The 21,244-nt window shown below is 59.2% G+C and carries 15 protein-coding genes; 12 read left to right on the top strand and 3 right to left on the bottom strand.

Annotated features, from left to right (window positions below):
- Window positions 1–415 precede the first annotated feature (415 nt).
- The 11 genes from G8764_RS05830 (at window position 416) to G8764_RS05780 (ending at window position 16,400) form a co-directional block, all read left to right on the top strand.
- On the top strand, window positions 416–1,354 hold the full coding sequence (locus G8764_RS05830; protein ID WP_166163122.1) for a TRAP transporter substrate-binding protein: 939 nt from the start codon (window positions 416–418) through the stop codon (window positions 1,352–1,354).
- Window positions 1,354–1,869 carry a TRAP transporter small permease gene (locus tag G8764_RS05825; protein WP_166162758.1) on the top strand — a complete coding sequence of 172 codons (516 nt, stop codon included), beginning with the start codon at window positions 1,354–1,356 and terminating at the stop codon, window positions 1,867–1,869. The genes G8764_RS05830 and G8764_RS05825 overlap by 1 nt, the downstream gene beginning before the upstream one ends.
- Window positions 1,866–3,161, top strand: a complete 1,296-nt coding sequence (locus tag G8764_RS05820) for a TRAP transporter large permease (protein WP_166162756.1) — start codon at window positions 1,866–1,868, stop codon at window positions 3,159–3,161. The genes G8764_RS05825 and G8764_RS05820 overlap by 4 nt, the downstream gene beginning before the upstream one ends.
- Window positions 3,162–3,223: 62 nt before the next feature.
- The gene (locus tag G8764_RS05815) at window positions 3,224–4,762 is read left to right on the top strand and encodes a glycoside hydrolase family 28 protein (RefSeq protein ID WP_341806308.1); all 1,539 of its coding nucleotides are present in this window, start codon (window positions 3,224–3,226) and stop codon (window positions 4,760–4,762) included.
- 227 nt (window positions 4,763–4,989) lie between these two features.
- Window positions 4,990–6,027, top strand: a complete 1,038-nt coding sequence (locus tag G8764_RS05810; RefSeq protein ID WP_166162754.1) for a LacI family DNA-binding transcriptional regulator — start codon at window positions 4,990–4,992, stop codon at window positions 6,025–6,027.
- A 27-nt stretch (window positions 6,028–6,054) separates the two neighbouring features.
- Window positions 6,055–7,575 carry a UxaA family hydrolase gene (locus tag G8764_RS05805; RefSeq protein ID WP_166162752.1) on the top strand — a complete coding sequence of 507 codons (1,521 nt, stop codon included), beginning with the start codon at window positions 6,055–6,057 and terminating at the stop codon, window positions 7,573–7,575.
- 256 nt (window positions 7,576–7,831) lie between these two features.
- On the top strand, window positions 7,832–10,585 hold the full coding sequence (locus G8764_RS05800) for a TonB-dependent receptor (protein WP_166162750.1): 2,754 nt from the start codon (window positions 7,832–7,834) through the stop codon (window positions 10,583–10,585).
- Window positions 10,586–10,704: 119 nt separating this feature from the next.
- Complete coding sequence (locus G8764_RS05795) at window positions 10,705–13,182, top strand: glycoside hydrolase family 88 protein (protein WP_207951678.1); 2,478 nt, start codon at window positions 10,705–10,707, stop codon at window positions 13,180–13,182.
- Between the two features lie 37 nt (window positions 13,183–13,219).
- The gene (gene kduI, locus G8764_RS05790) at window positions 13,220–14,062 is read left to right on the top strand and encodes a 5-dehydro-4-deoxy-D-glucuronate isomerase (RefSeq protein ID WP_166162748.1); all 843 of its coding nucleotides are present in this window, start codon (window positions 13,220–13,222) and stop codon (window positions 14,060–14,062) included.
- Between the two features lie 2 nt (window positions 14,063–14,064).
- Window positions 14,065–14,856, top strand: a complete 792-nt coding sequence (locus G8764_RS05785) for a gluconate 5-dehydrogenase (RefSeq protein WP_166163113.1) — start codon at window positions 14,065–14,067, stop codon at window positions 14,854–14,856.
- Window positions 14,857–14,876: 20 nt separating this feature from the next.
- Window positions 14,877–16,400 carry a tagaturonate reductase gene (locus tag G8764_RS05780; protein WP_166162746.1) on the top strand — a complete coding sequence of 508 codons (1,524 nt, stop codon included), beginning with the start codon at window positions 14,877–14,879 and terminating at the stop codon, window positions 16,398–16,400.
- A 902-nt stretch (window positions 16,401–17,302) separates the two neighbouring features.
- Here G8764_RS05780 and G8764_RS05775 read toward each other — a convergent pair.
- Window positions 17,303–18,061: a rhamnogalacturonan acetylesterase gene (locus G8764_RS05775; protein WP_166162744.1), complete on the bottom strand. Its 759-nt coding sequence runs from the start codon at window positions 18,059–18,061 to the stop codon at window positions 17,303–17,305.
- Window positions 18,058–18,858 (bottom strand): rhamnogalacturonan acetylesterase, encoded by an 801-nt coding sequence (locus tag G8764_RS05770; protein WP_166162742.1) that lies wholly within the window; start codon window positions 18,856–18,858, stop codon window positions 18,058–18,060. The genes G8764_RS05775 and G8764_RS05770 overlap by 4 nt, the downstream gene beginning before the upstream one ends.
- A 269-nt stretch (window positions 18,859–19,127) precedes the next feature.
- Between G8764_RS05770 and G8764_RS05765 the strand changes: the two genes are divergently transcribed.
- Complete coding sequence (locus G8764_RS05765; protein ID WP_166162740.1) at window positions 19,128–19,643, top strand: cupin domain-containing protein; 516 nt, start codon at window positions 19,128–19,130, stop codon at window positions 19,641–19,643.
- 54 nt (window positions 19,644–19,697) lie between these two features.
- On the opposite strand, the gene G8764_RS05760 is transcribed toward G8764_RS05765, so the two are convergent.
- Window positions 19,698–21,200 carry an aldehyde dehydrogenase (NADP(+)) gene (locus tag G8764_RS05760; RefSeq protein ID WP_166162738.1) on the bottom strand — a complete coding sequence of 501 codons (1,503 nt, stop codon included), beginning with the start codon at window positions 21,198–21,200 and terminating at the stop codon, window positions 19,698–19,700.
- Between the last annotated feature and the right edge of the window lie 44 nt (window positions 21,201–21,244).

Here is a 21,244-nt window from a genome sequence, read left to right as displayed (position 1 = left end):
GGTCCAGGTCATTGTCGTGGTGGTGGCCCGGCCCAATGGCCAGCGGCAGCGGCAGCGGGCATCAGGCTGGCGTTCAGGGCACGCCAGGGCAATCAAGGCGCCTATCATACAACAGTGACCGGGCAATAGGGCACGTCTTGCGCAGCAAATTTTTCCGACGCCAGTTGCACTGCGGTCTGTTTTCACCTATTATGCCACCGGTGGCACAACGATATTTGAAAGAAAAGATATTTGGAAGAAAAGACCGCTGCCAGCCAGCACACAGCTCCTCACTATAAAGACAAGACCGGGATGGGACCAAATGAGAATATTCACTGTTGCACTTTTCCAGCGAGCCGGGCGGCGTTTGCCATTGCCATTCCCGTGGCCATTGTCGGGCAGAGGTTTGCCAGCCCTGTTGCTGGCTACCCTGTTTATGCTGTCGCTGGCCGGGTGCAAGCAATCCGATACCCAGCTGCGCTTGAAGCTGGCCCATACCCTTGACCCGACCCACACAGTGCACAAGGCCATGGTGTTTATGGACCAGCGCCTGCAGGCGCTGTCGGGTGGCAGCATGGCGATCGATATCTACCCCAGCGGCCAGTTGGGCAGTGAGCGGGAGCTGATCGAGCTGCTGCAAATCGGCAGTCTGGCCATGACCAAAGTGTCAGCCAGCCCGCTGGAGGGCTTTGTGCCGGAAATGAAAATTTTCAATATCCCCTACCTGTTTCGCGACCGCGACCATTACCAGCGGGTGCTGGACTCCGCCATTGGCGAACAGTTGTTGCAAAGCCCGGTGGGGGCGCGCTTGCTGGGGCTCGGCTATTACGACGCCGGCAGTCGCAGCTTTTATTCGACCAAGCGACCCATCCACACGCCGGCCGACCTCAAGGGCATGAAGATTCGGGTCCAGGAAAGCCAGACCGCCATGCAGATGGTGGCTTCACTCGGTGGCAGCCCCACGCCGGTGGCCTGGGGTGAGTTGTATACCGCCTTGCAGCAGGGGGTAGTGGACGGCGCGGAAAATAATCCCCCCAGCTTTTACCTGTCCCATCACTACGAGGTGGCCCGCTATTACACCCTCGACGAGCACTCGGCGGTACCGGACATTCTGCTGATCAGCAAGTACGTCTGGGATCACCTGACCGAACAGCAGCGCGGCTGGTTGCAAGTGGCCGTAGATGAGTCTGTGGCACTGCAACGGGAGCAGTGGCGCGTCGACACCGAGGCCGCGCTGGCCGCCGTGGAGGCCGCCGGGGTCACGATAATTCGTCCCGACAAGCGCCAGTTCAGCGGCCAGGTGGCGGCCATGTTGCAATCCTACGCCGGCAGTCCTTTGGGCCGGGTCATACAGCAAATACAGGAGTACCCCTGATGTTGTCGTCTCTGGTGAACGTGTTGGATCGCCTGTTCCGCGTGCTGTTGGCACTGTTGATGGCCACCATGGTGTTGTGTGTCACCTGGCAGATAGTGTCGCGCTACCTGCTCGGCGACCCCAGCCCCTGGACCGAGGAGCTGGCCCGCTTCCTGCTGATTTGGATCGGCCTGTTGGGCGGCAGTTTTGCCTACCACGTGAAGATGCATCTGGGGCTGGATTTGATCAGCGCCAAATTTGAGGGGCGCGCGCGCTTCTGGCACGAAGTGTTTGTGCACCTGCTAGTGATCTTCTTTGCCGCCACGGTGCTGGTGGCCGGTGGCCTCAGTATCGTGCAGTTAACCGCGGAGTTGCAGCAGCATTCTGCCGCGTTGGGAGTGTCGATGTCGCTGGTCTATTGCAGTTTGCCGATCAGCGGCGTGATGTTGATTTTTTATGCTGTGATTGCCCTGGTGGAAGCGGTGCGCGCCCGGCGCATCGACACCGCGGTCAGTGCAGCGGAGGTGAAGTCATGATTGAAGCCGTGTTGTTAGGTGTGTTTGTGGTGCTGTTGATGCTCGGGGTGCCGGTGGCGTTTTGTATCGGTGTGGCCACCCTCGGGGCGCTAATGATGTCCCTGGATGCGGGCCCCGCAGTGGCGACTATGGCCCAGCGCATGGTGGGTGGGCTCAACAGCTTTGCCCTGCTGGCCATTCCGCTGTTTATCCTCAGCGGGGTGATCATGGGGCAGGGTGGCATTGCCCGCCGTTTGATCGACTTTGCCAAGAGCCTGATTGGCATGGTTCCCGGTGGCCTGGCGCTGGTGAACGTCGTCTCCTGTACTCTCTTTGGTGCCATCTCCGGTTCCGCAGTGGCCGCCAGCTCCGCCGTGGGTGGCTTTATGCTGCCGGAGATGGAAAAGGACGGTTTCGATCGCAACTTCAGCGCCGCGGTGACGGCCACCAGTGCTACCACCGGTTTGCTGATCCCGCCCAGTAACATCCTGATTGTCTACGCCATCGCCAGTGGCGGGGTGTCCATCGCCGCGCTGTTTATCGCCGGCTACTTGCCCGGGTTGTTGCTGGCGGGCTTGTTGATGCTGGTATGCGCGTATCACGCCAAGCGCCACAATCTGCCCACCGCCGGGCGCCAGAGCCTGCGCGCTACCATGGGCGCCGGATTGCGGGCGCTGCCGAGTCTGCTGCTGATTGTGGTGGTGATCGGCGGTATCCTCGGCGGCATTTTCACCGCTACCGAGGCCGGTGCCATCGCGGTGTTGTACGCCCTCGCCCTGGCCTGGCTGGCCTACGGCGAAATCAGCCGCCGCGATATCTACCCCATCCTGCTCAAGTCGGCCGAGACCACCGCCATTGTCATGCTGCTGGTGGCAACATCCGTGGCCATGTCCTGGCTGCTGGCGTTTCACGATATACCCACCCAGGTGGCGGAATTCTTGCTGCAGCTCAGCAACAACCCGCTGCTGATTTTACTGATCATCAATTTGGTGTTGCTGATGGTGGGTTCGTTTATGGATATGACTCCGGCGGTGCTGATCTTTACGCCGATTTTTCTGCCGGTGGCGACCCAGCTGGGCATGTCGCCCTTGCATTTTGGCATCATGATGGTATTGAACCTGTCCATTGGGCTGGTGACCCCGCCGGTGGGCAGTGTCCTGTTTGTCAGCTGCGCCATAGCCAAAACCACCATCGCGCGCATGATTGGGCCACTGCTGCCCATGTACGCGGCCATGATTGTGGCGCTGTTGCTGGTGACCTATGTGCCGGCCATCAGTGAAGCCCTGCCGCGTTATTTTGGCTTGATGAACTAGGTGGCCGCAGGACTGGTTTCGATCCTGGCCGCTGGACCAGGTAATCCGCTGGCGGGCTGCGTGTGCTGCACCCGGGTGCTATCATCGCCGCCGCCATGCCACAGCTAAAAATTCAGGAGTACTACAGAGTGGGCAATAGCAACATACAGATCAGTCGCCGCCGCTTCACCCAGCTTGTGGGTATGGGGGCGCTGGGTTCGGCAGTGGGTGCGACTTTGAGCGGCTGCGCCAATCAATACGACAACACCAGTGTGTTGGCACTGGAGGGCGAGAAGCGCTGGTTGAGCGCCGATGAAATCAAGGTCGCCACCCGCGAGCCGTATTTCCCCGAGCGCTATCTGCTGGTGGAAGACTTCGGTGCCGCAGGCGACAACCAAACCGACTGCAGCGCTGCCATCAGCGCCGCCATTCGCGCCTGTCACGAGTCCGGTGGCGGCCGGGTGGTGCTGTCTTCCGGTGTCTACCGCAGCGGCCCGGTGCATTTGCTCAGCAATGTGGAATTGCACATCACCAGCTCGGCGCAACTGAGTTTTTACACCGATCCCAGCCGCTATCTGCCAGCGGTGTTCACGCGCTGGGAAGGCATGGAAATGATGGGCTATTCGCCGTTGATCTACGCCTATCGGCAGCACAATGTGGCGGTTACCGGCGGCGGTGTGCTCAACGGCAATGCCAACCGGGATACCTGGTGGCCGTGGAAAGGCCAGCATTCCGAGCGCGATTGGAATTACTACCCCGAGCAGGACCAGGCCGCCGCGCGCCAGCAATTGTTCGATATGGCCGAGCGGGGCGTACCCGTGGCGGAGCGAGTGTTCGCCGAGGGCAGCTACCTGCGCCCGTCGTTTATTCAGTTTTATGAATGCCAGCGGGTCAAGATCGAGGGTGTCACCGTTACCGCGGCCCCCTTTTGGCTGCTGCACCCGGTGCTGTGTGAGGACGTCACCGTGCGCAAGGTGATCCTGCGTAGCCATGGTCCCAACTCCGACGGCTGCGACCCGGAATCCTGCAACCGGGTGGTGATCGAAGGTTGCACCTTTGATACCGGTGACGATTGTATCGCCATCAAGTCCGGGCGCAACAACGACGGTCGGCGCCTGGCCAAGCCGTGTAAAAATGTCCTGATTCAGGACTGTACCATGCGCGCCGGTCACGGCGGCATCGTCCTTGGCAGCGAGATTTCCGGCGGCGTAAAAAACCTGCACGCGCGCAATTGTATTATGAGCAGCCCCGACCTGGAACGCGCCATTCGCATCAAGACCAATGCCTCCCGCGGTGGCGTGATCGAGCATATTCGCTATGAAAATATCCTGGTTGGAGAAGTGCAGGACGCCATTGTGGTTAACTTCTATTACGAGGAGGGCCCCAACGGCAACTTCCAGCCGACGGTAAAGGATGTGGAGATTCGCGGCTTTTACGTACGCAAGGCGCAGAGGGCGTTTGTGTTGCGCGGTTTTCCCGACAACCCGCTCACCGGCCTGAGCCTGCGCGATTGCGATATTGCCCTGGCGGATTCGCTGGGTGTTATCGAAAACGTCACTGCCATACAATTGCAGAAGGTCAGCGTCAATGGGAGCCAGTTGCAAGCGGCCCAGTTGTTGTAGGTTGCTTTTGTTGGCGCTGCCCCTGGAATTTGAAACTTATGGATAAGTCGCACACTTTCGCGGCAAGCCTGAATAGAAATATACATCGCTTGCCAGCGCAGCGTGTGTCCTGCCTATCGGCCGGTAATCCATAGACTGATAATCAAGACGCCAGTAATCCATGTCCCGGTAAGCCATGCCCCAATAGTGAACTACTTGCAAAGGTTTTAATAAACAGGCGAATGACAATGAATGACTCAACCAGCACTGCCACCATCAATGATGTGGCTCGCCTTGCCGGCGTGTCCAAACGCACAGTCTCGCGGGTGCTCAACAATTCGCCCAAGGTCAACCCCGAGACGCGGGAGAAAATCCAGCAGATCATCGCCGAATTGGATTATGCCCCCAGCAAGCAGGCGCGGGGTCTGGCTTCCAGTCGCTCCTACCTGTTGGGGCTGCTCTACGATGAGCCCAACGCCATCGTCATTCACTCGGTGCAAAAAGGTATCCTCAGCGCCTGCGCCAGTCACGGCTATGAAATGGTGGTGCACCCCTGCGCCTACCAGAGTGAGAGCCTGACCGCCGACGTACTGAATTTCGTTACCCGCTCCAAACTCGATGGGCTGATCATCATGCCGCCCATTTCCGCCAATGAGGCTTTGACCAAGGCCCTGCAGGACAAAGGTATCCCCTATGTGCGGCTGGCGGCCATAGCGGTGGATGCGGCCGAGAAGGTGGTCATCTCCGACGACCGCAGTGCCATGCGCCAGGTGGCGGAACTGTTTCACCGCCGCGGTTGCAAAGATGTGGCGGTCATCCTCGGGCCACCCCATCGACTGGCCTCGAAAGAGCGCTTTGAGGGGCTGCAAAGCGCCCTCGGCGATCTCGGCATCCAGATCAATAGCCAGCGAGTGGTTGAGGGCGACTTCACTTATGAGTCCGGGCTGCTCTGTGCCAAGCAATTACTGTCCGCCAAATCCCGCCCCGACGCCGTGTTCGCCAGCAATGACCAGATGGCCATTGCGGTGATTCACACCGCTGAGGATCTCGGCCTGAAAGTGCCCGGCGACCTGTTGGTGGTGGGTTATGACGACGAGCCCATGGCCTCGCGCCTGCGCCCGTCCCTGACCACTCTGCAGCGCCCCAATGCCGATATGGCCCGGGCGGCGGCCCTGAAGCTGATTGCGGCGGCCAGCAACAACGAGCAGATTTTAAACGAATTACCCACAGTGTTTACGCCGCAGTTGATCTGTCGGCAATCGACCGCGGATGTGGCCGGTGAATAATGCAGCTCTATGAAAGGTGAGTTGAGTATGAAATTGACGTTAAAACTACATGAACAAGACAATGTCGCCCTGGCTCGCAGCGAGCTGCGCCCGGGGGTGCTGCTGGCGGAACTCGACGGCGCCGAAGTGCTGGATACAGTGCCCCGATTTCACAAAATTGCAGCGCGGGATATCGCTGCCGGGGAGCAGGTGCGCAAGTACAACCAGGTCATCGGCGTGGCGCTGCAGCCGATCCGTAAGGGGCAGCATGTGCACGCCCACAACTGCGGTGTCCCGGCTGCTGAATTGCCGCGCTCGGCCGCGCCCCGGGTCAGCCAGCCGCAGCTTGCAACAGCGGCGCCGCAGGCCAGTTTCCAGGGCTATCGACGGGCGTCAGGCAAAGCCGGTACCCGCAACTACATTGGTATCCTGACCTCGGTCAACTGTTCCGCCACGGTGGCCAAGCAAATCGAGCAGCACTTTGCCCACAGCGATTTTCTCCAGCACTACGCCAATGTCGATGGCGTGGTGGCCTTTACCCACGCCACGGGCTGTGGCATGGGGCAGGGGGAAGGGTTTGCCATATTGAACCGGGTCTACAAGGGTTACGCCAACCACCCCAACTTTGCCGGGGTGCTGATGATTGGTCTCGGCTGTGAAGTGATGCAGCTGGCGGATTTCAAGCAGCGCGAAGGCATTGCAGAAGGGCAGCAGTTTCGCAGCCTGATCATTCAAAGCGAGGGCGGCACCCGCAAGACTGTAGCGGCGGGTATTGCTATCGTCGAGGACATGATCCGGGCGGCTAACCAGCTGCAGCGCGAACCCATTCCGGCCAGTGAACTGGTGGTGGGGTTGCAGTGCGGTGGCTCCGACGCCCTGTCGGGTATTACCGCCAACCCTTCGCTGGGCGCGGCTATGGATATCCTGGTGCAGCAGGGGGGTACCGCCATTCTTTCGGAAACGCCGGAAATCTACGGCGCCGAGCACCTGCTGCTGGCGCGCGCCAAAACCCCGGAGGTGGGCCAGGCGCTGCTGGATCGGCTCAGCTGGTGGCTCGACTACACCCGTAAAAACGGGGTGGAGCTGAACAACAACCCGTCGCCCGGCAACAAGGCGGGCGGCTTGACCACCATCCTGGAAAAATCCCTCGGTGCCCAGGCCAAGGGCGGTACTTCGCCCCTCAACGCGGTGTATCAATACGCCGAGCCAGTGACCGAGCGCGGCCTGGTGATTATGGACAGCCCCGGTTACGACCCGGTATCGGTGACCGGGCAAATGGCCTCCGGTGCCAATTTGGTCTGTTTTACCACTGGCCGTGGCTCAGCCTACGGCTCCAAACCTGCCCCCTGTCTAAAGCTGGCCACCAACACGCCGCTCTACGAGAGTATGATCGAAGATATGGATTTTAACTGCGGTGGCGTGTTCGACGGCGAGATGAGTGTGGCGGAATGCGGCCGGCAGATCTTTGACGAGTTGCTGGAAATCGCCTCGGGTAAGCGCTCCAAGAGCGAACTGCTGCAGTACGGCAGTCATGAATTCCTGCCCTGGCAGATTGGTGCCGTTATCTAAAATAAAAATTTTGAAAGTGTTGCCACCGGTGGCATAAGGGGGTAATATTAATGCTACCGGTGGCACAGCGGCTGATAAAGCGGCTGAAGCTGTTAAAGTTTCCTGGAGTGGATCCTGATTCAGTTGTTGTAAAGGCGGAGAGTCCGCCAGAGCTGCCGCTACAAAACCTACGGATAAACAAGATAAACGCTTGATTCAATAACATCATAAAGCGGAGCAACAGCAACTAGGGCTGGACGCTTCCGGGAGCCTGCAAATGACAAACACAATTACCTACCCAAACCTGCAAGCGAAAGGCCGATTGACCAAAAAGCTGCTGGCGAAGAGTATTATCGCGGCTAATTTGATGGCAGCGGGCGCCTTTGCCCCCGCTTTTGCCCAGGAGTCCCAACAACAGGGCCCGCTGGAAGAGATCGTAGTAACCGCCGGTTTCCGCGGCAGCCTGGAGGCGGCGCTGGATGCCAAGCGCCACGCCATCGGCGCTGTGGACTCCATCATGGCCGAAGATATCGCCGACTTTCCCGATACCAACCTGGCGGAATCCCTGCAGCGAATTCCCGGTGTTGCCATTTCCCGCGAGGCGGGTGAGGGCCGGGAAATTACCGTGCGCGGTCTTGATGCCACCTATACCCGGGTTATGATCAACAACGCCATGGGCCAGTCCCTGTCGGCCGGCTCCAACGGTGTGCGCACCAGTCGCGCCTTTGACTTCAACGTGTTTGCGTCGGAGCTGTTCAACCGCATTGACCTGCACAAATCCCAGTCGGCGGAGCTGGAAGAGGGCTCCCTTGGTGCCACCGTCAATTTGCACACTGGCCGCCCTTTTGATTACGAGCCGGTGGCCATTGCCCTGAACCTGCAGGGCGCTTACAACGAGCAGTCGGAAAAAACCAAGCCGCGCGGCTCCGGCCTGTTCAGCTTCTCCAACGAAGAGCAAACTTTTGGCGCGCTTCTGTCGGTTGCCAGTTCCCAGCGCTATGTGAGCAATATCGGTGCCGATAGCGGGCGCTGGGAGTTCGATGATACCTTCGCCAGTTGCAGCGCTTGTGCCGACAGCAGTGAAGTGGATGCCGTGAACAATGCCTGGCACCCGCGCTTTCCCCGCTACGCCGACAAGCTCCATGATGAGGAGCGCACCGGCGTCACCGCGGCTTTCCAGTTTCGCCCCACTGACTCAACCCTGATCACCGTAGACGCCCTGCAGGCCAAGGTTGAGTCGCGTCGTGACGAGCCGTTTATGCAGGCCATTTCCCTGGCCCGCACCGGCTCCACCGGTGTGCAGCAGACCGACGTGGCGGATTACACCATTGACAGCAACAATACCCTGATCGCCGCCACTATGGACGGCGTCGATGTGCGCTCCGAGGCGTTTGTGGCCGAATGGGAATCGGAATTTACCCAGTACGCGATTAAATTAGAGCAGGATTTTGGCGATAAAATGCGCGTTACCGCCATGTACGGTACCTCAGAGTCGGTACTGGACAACCGCGAGACCACGCTGATCTATGAACACTTCAGCCCCACTGACAGCGGCAAGAAAATCAACTACGCCGACAACTCTTCGGCGGTGACCTACGATTTTCGCAATATGACCAGCCCGGACATTAGCTACGGTTTCGATACGGCCAACCCGGCCAACTGGGAAGTGTCCGAGTTTCGTGATCGCATTTATGATGCCAGCTCGGAATCTGACTCGCTCAAGCTGGACCTGGAGTACGACCTGAGCGATAACCTGGTGTTAAAGGCCGGCATTTCCGAGCGAGAGTACAGCTACGATATCAAGGGTACTCGTGCCGACCGTTCCTTCAGCAGTGCCGATGGTCGCGATGGCGCAGTGGATAACGTCGCCTGTGGTATTACTGCCGCAGTTACCAGCGATATGGGCTCGGTCAAGAATTTCGGCAAGCAGTCATTTTTTATCGCCGATGAATCCCTGTTCGCCAACTTTGCCAATTCCGATTGCTGGCCGGCAAGCATTCGCGCTGGCGATACTCGCAACGTCGTAGAAGAAGCCACCGGCTACTATGTGCAGCTGGATTTTGATACCGACGTGGCCGGCTACCAGTTGCGCGGTAATGTGGGGGTGCGCGAGGTAGAGACCCGTTTGTCCGCTACCGGTATTAACAGTGGCCAGACGGTCACCGTGGATCACGAGTACAGCGATACCCTGCCGTCACTGAACCTGGCGCTGAACCTCAGCGAAGACGTTGTGGTGCGGGCCAGCTGGGCCGAAGTTATGTCCCGACCTAACCTTACCGATCTCAACCCCGGTGGCAGCGTAACTATTTTTGGGGTGCCCGCAGTCAGCTACGGCAACCCCTTCCTGGAGCCGTTCCGCGCCACCACCACGGACCTTTCGGTAGAATGGTATTTCGACGATGGTGCACTGCTGTCGCTGGCGTATTTCATCAAGGATATTGAATCCTTCCCGTCCAGCGAAACCACAGTGATCAACTGGCAAAATACCGGCCTGCCGGACTCGCTGCTCGGTTCGCAAATCAATGACCTGATCAATGCCGACTTCGAAGTTACCCGCAAGATAAATGGCGGCGGCGGTAAGCTGGATGGCTGGGAGCTGCAATACCAGCAGAATATGACTTTCCTGCCAGAAGGCTGGCTGCAAAACCTGGGTGTGATTGGCAACGTCACCCTGGTGGATTCAAAAGTGGATGCCACCGGTCTGGCGCTGGAGGGACAATCGGATCTGTCCTACAACTTCACCGTGTTTTATGAAGACGACAAGTTCAGTACTCGCCTGGCGTACAGCTATCGCGATGAGTACACCACGGACAACGATTCGAATCCCGACCGGATTCGCTATCGCGATGAAACCGGCAACCTGGATTTCTCCGCCAGCTACCAGATCAACGACAACTTCCGTGTGACCCTGGAAGGCCTCAACCTGACCGACGAACCGGCACGGGCCTACATGTCACCGTCGGTGGGGCGCCTGATCAACGAGGAGAACACCGGTACCCAGTGGCTGGTGGGAATGTCCTACAAGTACTAAGACCGTTTCCACGGCCTTGCCTTCACCCCCTCCCACAAGGAGACGGCGTGAAGGCAAGGGGTGGATTCCTCTTTTGATCTGCCCCAAACCTAATGCTCAACAGTCGGGACTCTAAGCCAATGAAGAAAACTACCAACAGGAATTCGATGCTGTTGCTCGCCGCCATGAGTGTGCTGGTGGCCGCGTGCGGCGAGCAGCAGGCCGACGCATCCAAGAGCGGGCAACCGGCAGCGCAGCTCGGCAATACGGCCCCGATCCGGGCGACGGTCGATATCGCCAACCCGGTTGATCACCTGCGCCGCGACCAGGCCATCTACCTGGATATGGCGCAATTGGGCTTGCGGGCTGACGCCGATACGGCGCAGTTGGGTTTTTATCGCGGCGACCAGGTCGTTGCCCATCAGTTTATTGACAGCGATGCCGATGGCCAGCGGGACCAGGCGCTGGTCATGCTGGATCTGCAGGCCGGTGAAAAACTGCAACTGGCCCTGCGCGACAAGTCGGCGGCCGATATGGCGCCCCAAGTGCAACGCAGCCACGCCGAGATCGGCGTTAAGGCCGGTGGCAATTGGCAGGGCAGCAAGTACGAGGGCGGGGTATTCCAGGATGTGGAAGCCGTCACCCTGCCACCGCAGTATACGGATCACTCCCAATTCCTGCGTTACGAAGGTCCCGGCATCGAGTCGGATGTGATTGGCTATCGAGTCTATCTCGACTGGCGCAATGGCTTCGATATTTTTGGCAAGCAGCAAGCCGGACTGCAGCTTGCGCAAGTGGGTTTGGATGGCTACCAGAGTTACCACGAGCCCGCCGACTGGGGCATGGACATTCTCAAGGTGGGTAAATCCGTCGGCATCGGTGGCTTTGGCTATTGGGAAAATGGCGCCCTGACTCGCGTCTCGGAGGTCAAGGGTTGGAGCGCGCGGATAGTGGAAGACGGCAGCCTCTACTCGGCCTTTGCCATCAATTACGACGACTGGACCGTGGCCGGTAAAACGGTTGATGTACGGGCCCAGTTGGCCATGGTGGCTGGCAGTCGGCTGGCCAGGGTCAACCTGAAAACCGACCCCGGCCTGGAGCAATTGGCGGTGGGCCTGGTCAAACACGCCGACACCGAAGTGCTCAAGGGCAGCCTCGATATTACCGGTGAAGCCTGGTCCTACCTGGCTACCCTCGGGCCGCAAGCACTGGACGGCCAGCCCCTGCTGATGTTCGTGTTGTTCAAGCGCGAGACCCTGGTGGAATTGACCGAAGATGAGCACAACCAGGTGGCGCTGTTGAAAGTCCGGGGCGGCGAACTGGAGTATTACTTTGGCGCCCAGTGGGCCGGTGAACCCGGTGCCGACCTGTCACCGGCAGCGGTGAACGCCACCCTGGCAGCGGAGGTCGAACGCCTCACCTACCCACCGCGGCTGGCGCTTGGCAATCGCGCCAGCGACAGCCTGAAGCAGGAACTGGGTGGTGCAGCCAATGCCTTGCAGTGGTCGAAACTGGCGGCCGTGTCGGAAATCGAGCGCCACGGTATGGAGTTGGCGCACGGGCAGTACGACACCATGCGCGAGCGCGAAGCCAATTGGGAATACACCATGGGCCTGCTGACCCAGGGTGTCTACCAGGTGGGCCAGGCTACCGGTGAAGCCCGCCTGACCCAGTGGGCACAGAGTATTGTCGACAGCTATGTGACCGATACCGGCGAGCTGCGCGGTTACGATCAATCCCAATACAACATCGACAGCATCAACTCCGGCAAGATGTTGCTGCAACTGTATCGTGATACCGGCGCCGAAAAGTATCGCATTGCCGCCGGTCATTTGCGCGAGCAGTTGCACCATCACCCGCGCCTCGACGCCGGCGCCTTCTGGCACAAGCAGCGCTACCCCTACCAACTGTGGCTGGACGGCGTCTATATGGGCATGCCATTTCTGGCGGAGTACTCGGTGCTGTTTGAAAACGGCGCCAGCCTCGACGAGGTGATGGAGGAATTTCGCGTTACCCGGGAACACCTGCGCGATCCGGCGACCGGATTGTACTGGCACGCCTGGGATGAAAAGCGACAGCAGGGTTGGGCTGACTCTGACACCGGTTTGTCCCATTACTTTTGGGCCCGGGGCATGGGCTGGCTGGCCATGGCCATTGTCGACACCTATGCCATTATTCCCGCCGAGCGAGCCGGGATGCGAGCGGAATTGGCGGCCATGGCCCAGGACCTTGCCGATAGCCTGTTGAAGTTCCAGGACGACAACGGCGTCTGGCACCAGATCGTGGATATGCCCGGCAAAACCGGCAATTACCCCGAGTCATCCGCCAGCGCCATGTTCACCTATATGCTGGTGAAAGGGGTACAGGTCGGTGCACTGCCCGACAGCTATCGCGGCGCCGCTCTCCGCGCCTACGACGCCCTGATCGAGCAGTTTGTGCTGGCCGACGCCAATGGCAGCGTGCACCTGACCCAGGCTTGCCAGGTGGGTGGCTTGGGGTTTGGGCGCGATGGCAGTTACGCTTACTATATGAGTGAGCCAGTGATCGATAACGACCCCAAGGGATTGGGCCCGTTCCTGATGCTGGGACCACTGGCGCAGCAGGTGTTGAATCCCTGATGGCTCGCCGTACCGACAAAATTTCCAGGAGAATGACATGAGCACGAACTATACCACCCGCTACGCGGTGCACGAAGATCACTACCGGGGCATGGACACGGCGCAATTGCGCCAGCACTTTCTGGTGGACAACCTGTTTGCCGATGACCAGGTGAATCTCACCTACACCCATTACGAGCGTTTCGTGGTGGGGGGAGCCAGGCCGGTGAGTGGCCCCTTGCAACTGGACACCATCGACGCGGTCAAGGCCGATTACTTTTTGGCGCGGCGCGAACTGGGGGTGATCAATGTTGGCGGCGCCGGCACCGTCAGCGTCGACGGTGAAGTGTTTGAGCTGGCCTGCAAGGAGGCCCTGTATGTGGGTGCCGGTGCCCGGGAGGTGATTTTTCACAGTGCCGATAGCGCGCAGCCGGCCCAGTACTATCTCAACTCTGCACCCGCGCACAAGTCGTTTCCGCACAAGAAAATCGGCCAGGCCGATGCCGATGTGGTGGAGTTGGGTTCGACCGAGACCAGCAACAAGCGGGTGATTCGCAAGCTGATGGTCAACTCGGTGGTAGAGACCTGCCAGTTGCAGATGGGCATGACCGAACTGCTGGAGGGCAGCGTCTGGAATACCATGCCGGCGCACGTGCACGACCGCCGCATGGAAGCCTATTTCTATTTCAACCTGCCGCAAGACCAGGCCGTGTGCCACTTTATGGGACCGCAGCAGGAAACCCGCCATATCTGGGTCAAGAATGAGCAGGCGGTAGTGTCGCCACCCTGGTCCATGCACTGCGGTGCCGGTACCGCCAGCTACATTTTTATTTGGGGTATGGCCGGGGAAAACCTGGACTACGACGATATGGACAAATTTCAAGCGAGCGAACTGAAATGACGATGCACCCCCTGTTTGACCTGACCGGCAAGGTGGCCCTGGTGACCGGTGCCACCCACGGCCTGGGCCTGGCCATGGCCGAAGGGCTGGCCAGTGCCGGCGCGACCCTGGTCATAAACGGCCATTCATCCCGGGAAAAAATCGATACCGCGGTGAGTTACCTGCGCGACAAGGGTTACAGTGCCCATGGCTATCGCTTCAATGTCTGCAATGAAGATGAAGTTGAACAGGCCATTGCCGGCATTGAAAGCGAAGTCGGCCCCATCGATGTGCTGGTCAATAACGCCGGTATCATCAAGCGCATTCCGATCCTGGAAATGGAATTGAGCGACTGGATGGATGTCATCGACACCGACCTGACCGGTGTGTTCGTGATGACCAAGCCGGTGGCCAAACGCATGGTGGCTCGCCGCCAGGGCAAAATCATCAACATCTGTTCCATGATGAGTGAACTGGGCCGCGACAGTGTCAGCGCCTACGCCGCTGCCAAGGGTGGCTTGAAAATGCTGACCCGCAACATGGCCACTGAATGGGCGCGGCACAATATCCAGGTCAACGGTATTGGCCCCGGGTATTTTGCCACCGAGCAAACCAAACCCATTCGCGTTGACGGCCACCCCTTCAATGACTTTATCGTCAGCCGCACTCCCGCTGGCAAATGGGGGGATCCCTCTGACTTGCAAGGTGCGGCCATTTATCTGGCGGCGCCGGCCAGTGACTTTGTCAGCGGCCAGATCATTTACGTCGACGGCGGTATTCTCGCCACCATCGGCAAGCCGTCGAACGAAGCCTGAGTGGCGCGAGGTAAGGGATTGTGAGCAACGAATTGGCACCGCTGACGCGGGCATTGGTCGCAGCGCCGCTGCGACCGGAAAAGATTGTCCAGTTTGGTACCGGCAATTTTCTCAAGGGCTTTATCGACTGGATCGTCCAGCGCCTGAACGATACTACGGACCTCGACGCCGGTATCGTCGCGGTCAAACTGCGCCGCGGCAACGAAGCCCAGATTGACGAGATCAACCAGCAGGATGGACTCTTCACGCTTAATATTCGCGGCCTGGACAAGGACCAGCTGGTCGACGACTTCGAGTTGGTCAGCAGCCAAAACCGCGCCCTGAGCCCGTACCAGGATTTTGCCGAATTTATGCGGCTGGCAGAATTACCCGAGCTGCAATGGGTCATCTCCAACACCACCGAAGCGGGCATTCAGTTTGCGCCGAATGATCGCTACAGCGATTCTCCACCGGACAGCTTTCCGGCCAAGCTGACCCTGCTGCTGCACCGTCGCTACACCCATTTCAACGCTGACAGCAGCAAAGGGCTGAGTGTTTTCTGCTGTGAATTGATCGACAATAACGCGGCAGTGTTACGCGGCATGGTATTGCGCTACGCAGAGCTGTGGCAATTGGAGCCGGGTTTCAACGAGTGGCTGCAGCAGAGCTGCCATTTCTACAACACCCTGGTAGACCGCATCGTCACCGGCAAACCCTCGGCCCAACGCAGTGATGAAATCCAGCAGCAACTGGGTTACCGCGACAGCGAGTTGATCGAAACCGAGCGCTACTACCAGTGGGTAATCGAGGCCAGTAGCGAGCAACAGGCGACATTGCAGTCCTTGTTTCCCACCAGCGCCGGTCTCAATATTGTACTTACAGACAACCTCAATCTGTTCCGGCAACGCAAGGTGCGCATCCTCAACGGTGCCCACACCGGTTGCGTCTCCCCGGCGCGCTTGCTGGGTGTGGAGACGGTCTACCAGGGTACCCGGGACGAGGATCTCAGTGCCTATATGCAGCACCTGGTGTTCGAGGAGATCTGCCCCACCATTAACCTCCCCGCGGACGACGTTATTGCCTACGCCGACGCCATCCTCGAACGCTTCCGCAACCCGTTCCTGCACCACGAGTGGACCAGCATCGGCCTCAACAGCCTGAGCAAATGGCGCGCGCGCTTGCTGCCCGTACTGCTGGATCTGCGCGCCAGCAGCGACCGCATGCCCCAGGCACTGGTCACGTCGCTCGCCTCCCTGTTGTTGCTTTACCGCGGTCAATACGAAGCGCAGTTATTCTCCCTGCAAGACGACCCCCGCGGCCTGGAGCTGCTGCAGCAAGCCTGGCAGCAAGCGCCAGATATACAGGCTGTCGCCCGCGCCGCCTTATCCGCCACCGAACTGTGGGGCGCGAACCTGGCCGATGACGCGCAGCTGTTGGCCGCAGTCGCGGATACCATGCAATCGATCCGCAAGCTGGGCCTGCGCAAGCACTTAAGACAGTTGCTGGCCGGGGCAGTTGCAGTGAGTGATAAAGTTACCCGCCTTTGTGTCCCTGGACGAACATAGGACAAGTGTCATTTGGGGAGATTTGGACCTGGTCGCCGTCAGCGGTGGGGGGGCCCATTGCGGATCGGCCATATCCCCCCGACCACATTTGGCGGCTGCGGAACTCAACCATTTTTTGCGCAAAAAGACGCGCAAAAAATTGGGATTCAGACAGTCCTTGCCGACTACCCCAAATGTGGTCGGGGGGATAAGCATGGCCTGATTGATCCGCAACGGGCTCCCCCCACCGCTGACTACATTGTGCTATCTAACAGCAGTGTAATTTTAGTTCCAGCTTAAAGAATCGAGGTCTGCTCAAGGCTTGATCGGTACGCCACGGCAGGCCTACAAGAAATCACAGAGAATCCCGGAGTTTTTTTCTCGCGAGGACTCCATCATTCTTTTTCAAAATCTCGCTCGATGCCTGGTCAAGGCTCGGTGGGTGTGCCCTGCCAGACCAATCAGGTCGCGTTTAGGCTCTCCGCGCTTTTCGGGTTTTCGCGGACGGATGTTTGAGCGCCAGCGAGTTTCCGGGAGCGCGAAAAGTGCGGAGAGCCTGCGGCCGGTCTGGCAGGGCACACCCACCGGGCCGCCGCGCTAAACCATGTTTTGCTACAAACAAAAATCCAAGCGGAACACAGAGAAACGACAATTAAGAAGTTCACAAGACGCCGGGAGCAGGAAAAGCACAGAGAGCAAGCGACCAGTCTGGCAGGGCACACCCACCGGGCCGCCGCGCCAAACCAAGTTTTTTACTAACCGGATACTTGCGCGAAACTTCTTTTCAGCAGTTATCAAGAGCCGGGCGCGCGAAAAGCGCGGAGAGCCTGCCGCCGGCCTGGCAGGGCACCACCTTCTGTCCTCCACGTCAGATGGTTACTTTCACCTAACATCGTGCCGGGAAAGGGAAAATACGGATACTCTCAGTCGCAACTTGAAAAATAGACTCGCAAAGCATGCCGCCTTTGACATAACTCTTTCGCCACCAGCCCGGCGATGGCGTCGGCGCCGGCGGGGTTCAGGTGGGTGTTATCCGCCACGCCCTCGGGGTAATTGGGGTGGGTGGCAGCGGGCAGGTGCAAAAACAAATCCCGAGAGCGCTCGACCCCCGATTTGCTCACCAATTGTTCACTCAGGGTGTGCAGATCGATAAACTCCACTTCCAGGTCGCGCGCCAGTTGGCGCATAACCGCGGGGTAGGGGCCGTGGGTGTCCACCAACGTGCCCGCGGCGTTGAAATTACGGCGCACGATCGAGGACAACAGCAGCGGCGTGGCTTTGGCCGCGCGCACCTCTTCTACGTAGCGGCGCAAGTTGGCGCGGTAGCTGCTGTAGGGATTGGTAAAGCGGGTTGGGTCATTCACCTTCTGGTCGTTGTGACCGAACTGGATAAAGACAAAATCACCGGGTTGCAACGCGTCCAGTACCACTTGCCAGAGGCCTTCTTCGCGAAAGCTCTTGCTGCTGCGACCATTGCGGGCGTGGTTGTGGATTTGCAGCGGCGGTCGCACATACTCCACCAGCTTTTCGCCCCAGCCGGTTTCCGGTCGCTTGTCGGCGCTCTTGATCGAGAGCGTTGAGTCGCCCACCAAAAACAGGCGCGGTGTTGCCGCCGCGGCCACTAACTGGGGGTGGCTAAGGCAGGTGAGCGTGAGGGTGATCAGTGCGGCAAAGCCCTTCATTCCGTGTCCTTCCCGGTGGCCATTGTGTGGTTGGTACTGCTACTTTTAGCAGCCTTATTGTCAAGCCTGGCACCGGTGCTGGTATCTGTGCGCAGGCAAGCGGCCAGCGCTAGCGGGCCATTGCGCTGAATATCATCCACTACCAGTGCGGCCATGGCGCGCGCACCGGAGCGGGTAAAGTGGGTATTATCCATGCGACCCTCGGGGCAACAGGGGTGCTCCCCGGGGCCAATGTGCACGTACAATTTGATGGATTCCAATTGACCCAATTGCAACAACAGCTTACTGCTGCTGGCAAACAGGTCAATGAGCGGCACTTGCATCTCGCGGCTGACCCTGTGCACCAGCGAAGGGTAGATGCCGTGCATATCGCGCAGCTTGCCTTCGCTATCGAAATGACGTCGTGCCACCGGCGTAATCAGCACCGGGTTGGCCTGGCGGGCCCGCACATCGCGCACAAAGCGGCGCAGGTTGGCTTCGTAATCCACCGGTGCGGTGTAGCGCTCGGGCTTGTTGTAGGAGGCATCGTTGTGGCCAAACTGGATCAGTACCCAGTCGCCGGCAGCGGTATCGTCGAGCAGGTTTTGCCAGCGCTGTTCGGCTAAAAATGTCTTGCTGCTGCGTCCGCCCTTGGCGTAGTTAACGACGCGAGTCTGTGGCTGCGCCAGTTCGGGTAACAGCTGGCCCCAGCCGAAATCCGGATTTTTTTGCGGATCCACATCCTGCATGGTGGAGTCGCCAGCCAGGCGCAACACACACTGCTCGGTGCCATGAGCGGGCAGAGATCCAAGAGGCATTAGCAAGAGCAGCACATAAATTAGCGCTGCGTATCGCTGCGCGGTTGACAGTCGCGTGGTGGATGGCAAAGCGCTGTATGGCGTCTCTGAAAAAAGCCGGGTTCTGCCAAGCTTTGTCATGAAAGGCCGGGTTGCGGGATGAACCATTGTTATTTTCTCTGTGTTGCGTCGGCAATTGGCTTTACTGTACTATGTGTTGCCACCGGTGGCAACACAGTGGGCCGTATAATAACCCTTATAAACTGATTACCCCAGGAGATCGCCCACAGATGAATAACCAGCGCCTCACTACCAACCCCGGTCGATGTGTTTTCACCGTCTTGCTTGCCCTGGCCGCAGTATTCCAGGTCATCGGATCGGCACCAGCGTTCTCTGCCTCCGTCGCAGAACCTCATGCACATCCACATTCATCCACGCAGTCAGGTTTCGAGTTTAAAATCTGGAACCTCGATAACACGGTGAAGCCCTTCAATCGGGAGCAAGTGGAAGCCACCAACGCCGGCGGCCAGTTCTGGTTTGTGAACAAACAGGAGTTGGATGGTCGCACATTGAAAATGAGCATTGTGCGGCCGGGTAACGCGACCCACCCGCCCCATACCCACGCCGAAGACGAATTCTTTTTCGTCCTCGAAGGCACGGCGGAATTTCACCTCAACGGCGAGGTTCGTCGAGTGGGCCCCTACACCAGTCTCTACTGTCCACCCCACGCATTGCACGGCATTCGCAATGTAGGTGAGGTGGATTTGAAGTATCTGGTGATCAAAAAATATCAGGACGTTCAATAGTAGGTGCCAGTTTGGCAGCAACCGCTAATATCAAACATCACCGGTCTACAGGCATCAACAGTCCGCAGGCAGTAGTTCCTGCGGTATGTCCTGGTAACACACCGGCCGCAAGAATCGTCTAATGGCCATGGTGCCCACCGAGGTCGCACCAAAATTGGTAGAGGCCGGATAGGGACCGCCGTGGACCATGCTGTCGCACACTTCAACTCCGGTGGGGAAGCCATTGGCGAGCAGGCGACCGGCCTTGCGCTCCAATATGGGTAATAATTGCCGGGCCTGCTCGGCATCCGCCGGTTCGAGCTGCAGGGTACAGGTCAACTGCCCGTGCAGTGCCTTGGCGATGGCCAGCATCTCGCTAAAGTCGGCCGCCTTCACTATCAATCCAAATGGACCAAATACTTCTTCGCTCAATTCAGGGTTGGCCAGCCACTGCCTGGCAGTGGTGATATGGATGGCGGGGGATACGGCGCGGCGGGAACAGTTAGCCGCCAACAGTTGTTGCACACCGGCAGCCTGGGCAAATTTCTCCACCCCCTGGCGATAGGCGCTGGCGATAGCCTCGGTGAGCATGGCCTGCTCCGCTGCTGTCTGGAGTGATGCAAGGGCCGCGGCGGTAAAGATATCGGTGTCCGGCCCCTCCATGACCACCGCAACGCCCGGGTTGGTGCAGAACTGGCCCACACCCATGGTCAGCGACGCGGCCCAGCCTTTACCGATATTTGCGGCGCGGGCACTCATAGCGGCCGGCAGCAGGAACATGGGGTTGACGGAGCCCAGTTCACCGAAGAAGGGGATTGGCTCCGGACGCTGGGCACAGAGGTCAAACAGGGCCCGACCACCGCTGAGGCTGCCGGTAAAGCCAACGGCCTTGATCAAGGGGTGTTGTACCAGGGCAGCGCCTACCTCGCGATTGCCACCCTGGACAAAGGAGAACACCCCCGGGTGCAGATTACAGGCCCGGCGTGCGGCGTCGATGGCCTGGGCGACCAGCTCACCCGTGCCCGGGTGGGCGCTGTGACCTTTGACTACAACCGGGCAGCCTGCAGCCAGGGCCGCGGCAGTATCGCCGCCGGCAACGGAGAATGCCAGGGGAAAATTGGAGGCGCCAAATACGGCCACTGGTCCGAGCGGCCGTTGCAGCAGGCGCAGGTCGGAGCGGGGTAGAGGCTGGCGGTCGGGCAGGGCGGGGTCATGGCGGCGGTCCAGGTAGTCACCGGCCTCAATGTGGCGGGCAAACAGTTCTAGCTGCCCCACGGTACGGCCCCGCTCATTGATCAGCCGGGCCTCAGGCAGGCCGGTTTCGCGACTGCCAATGGCGGTAATGGCGTCGCCGCGGGCATCGATTTCAGCGGCGATGCGATTGAGAAAAGCAGCTCGCTGGGTGCGGCTGCTGTCGCTGTAACTGGGGAAGGCGGCCTCAGCGCCGGCGGCGGCGTCAGCCACGTGGTCATTGGTGCCCACGGCGAATGTGTCGGGGGAGCCACTTACAGGTGATGATTGAAAGATGGCTGGCCCTGCAACCCACTGGCCAGCGATCAGGTGTTTGCCGGTTAACATGATAAAGCTCCTTGCAAGATTGCTACTGGTGTATTTTTCGGGGC

Source organism: Pseudomaricurvus alcaniphilus (assembly GCF_011440395.1).
GTDB lineage: Bacteria > Pseudomonadota > Gammaproteobacteria > Pseudomonadales > Cellvibrionaceae > Pseudomaricurvus > Pseudomaricurvus alcaniphilus.
Note: the sequence above shows the minus strand (reverse complement) of the source record. Positions and strands in the feature narration are given on the sequence as shown.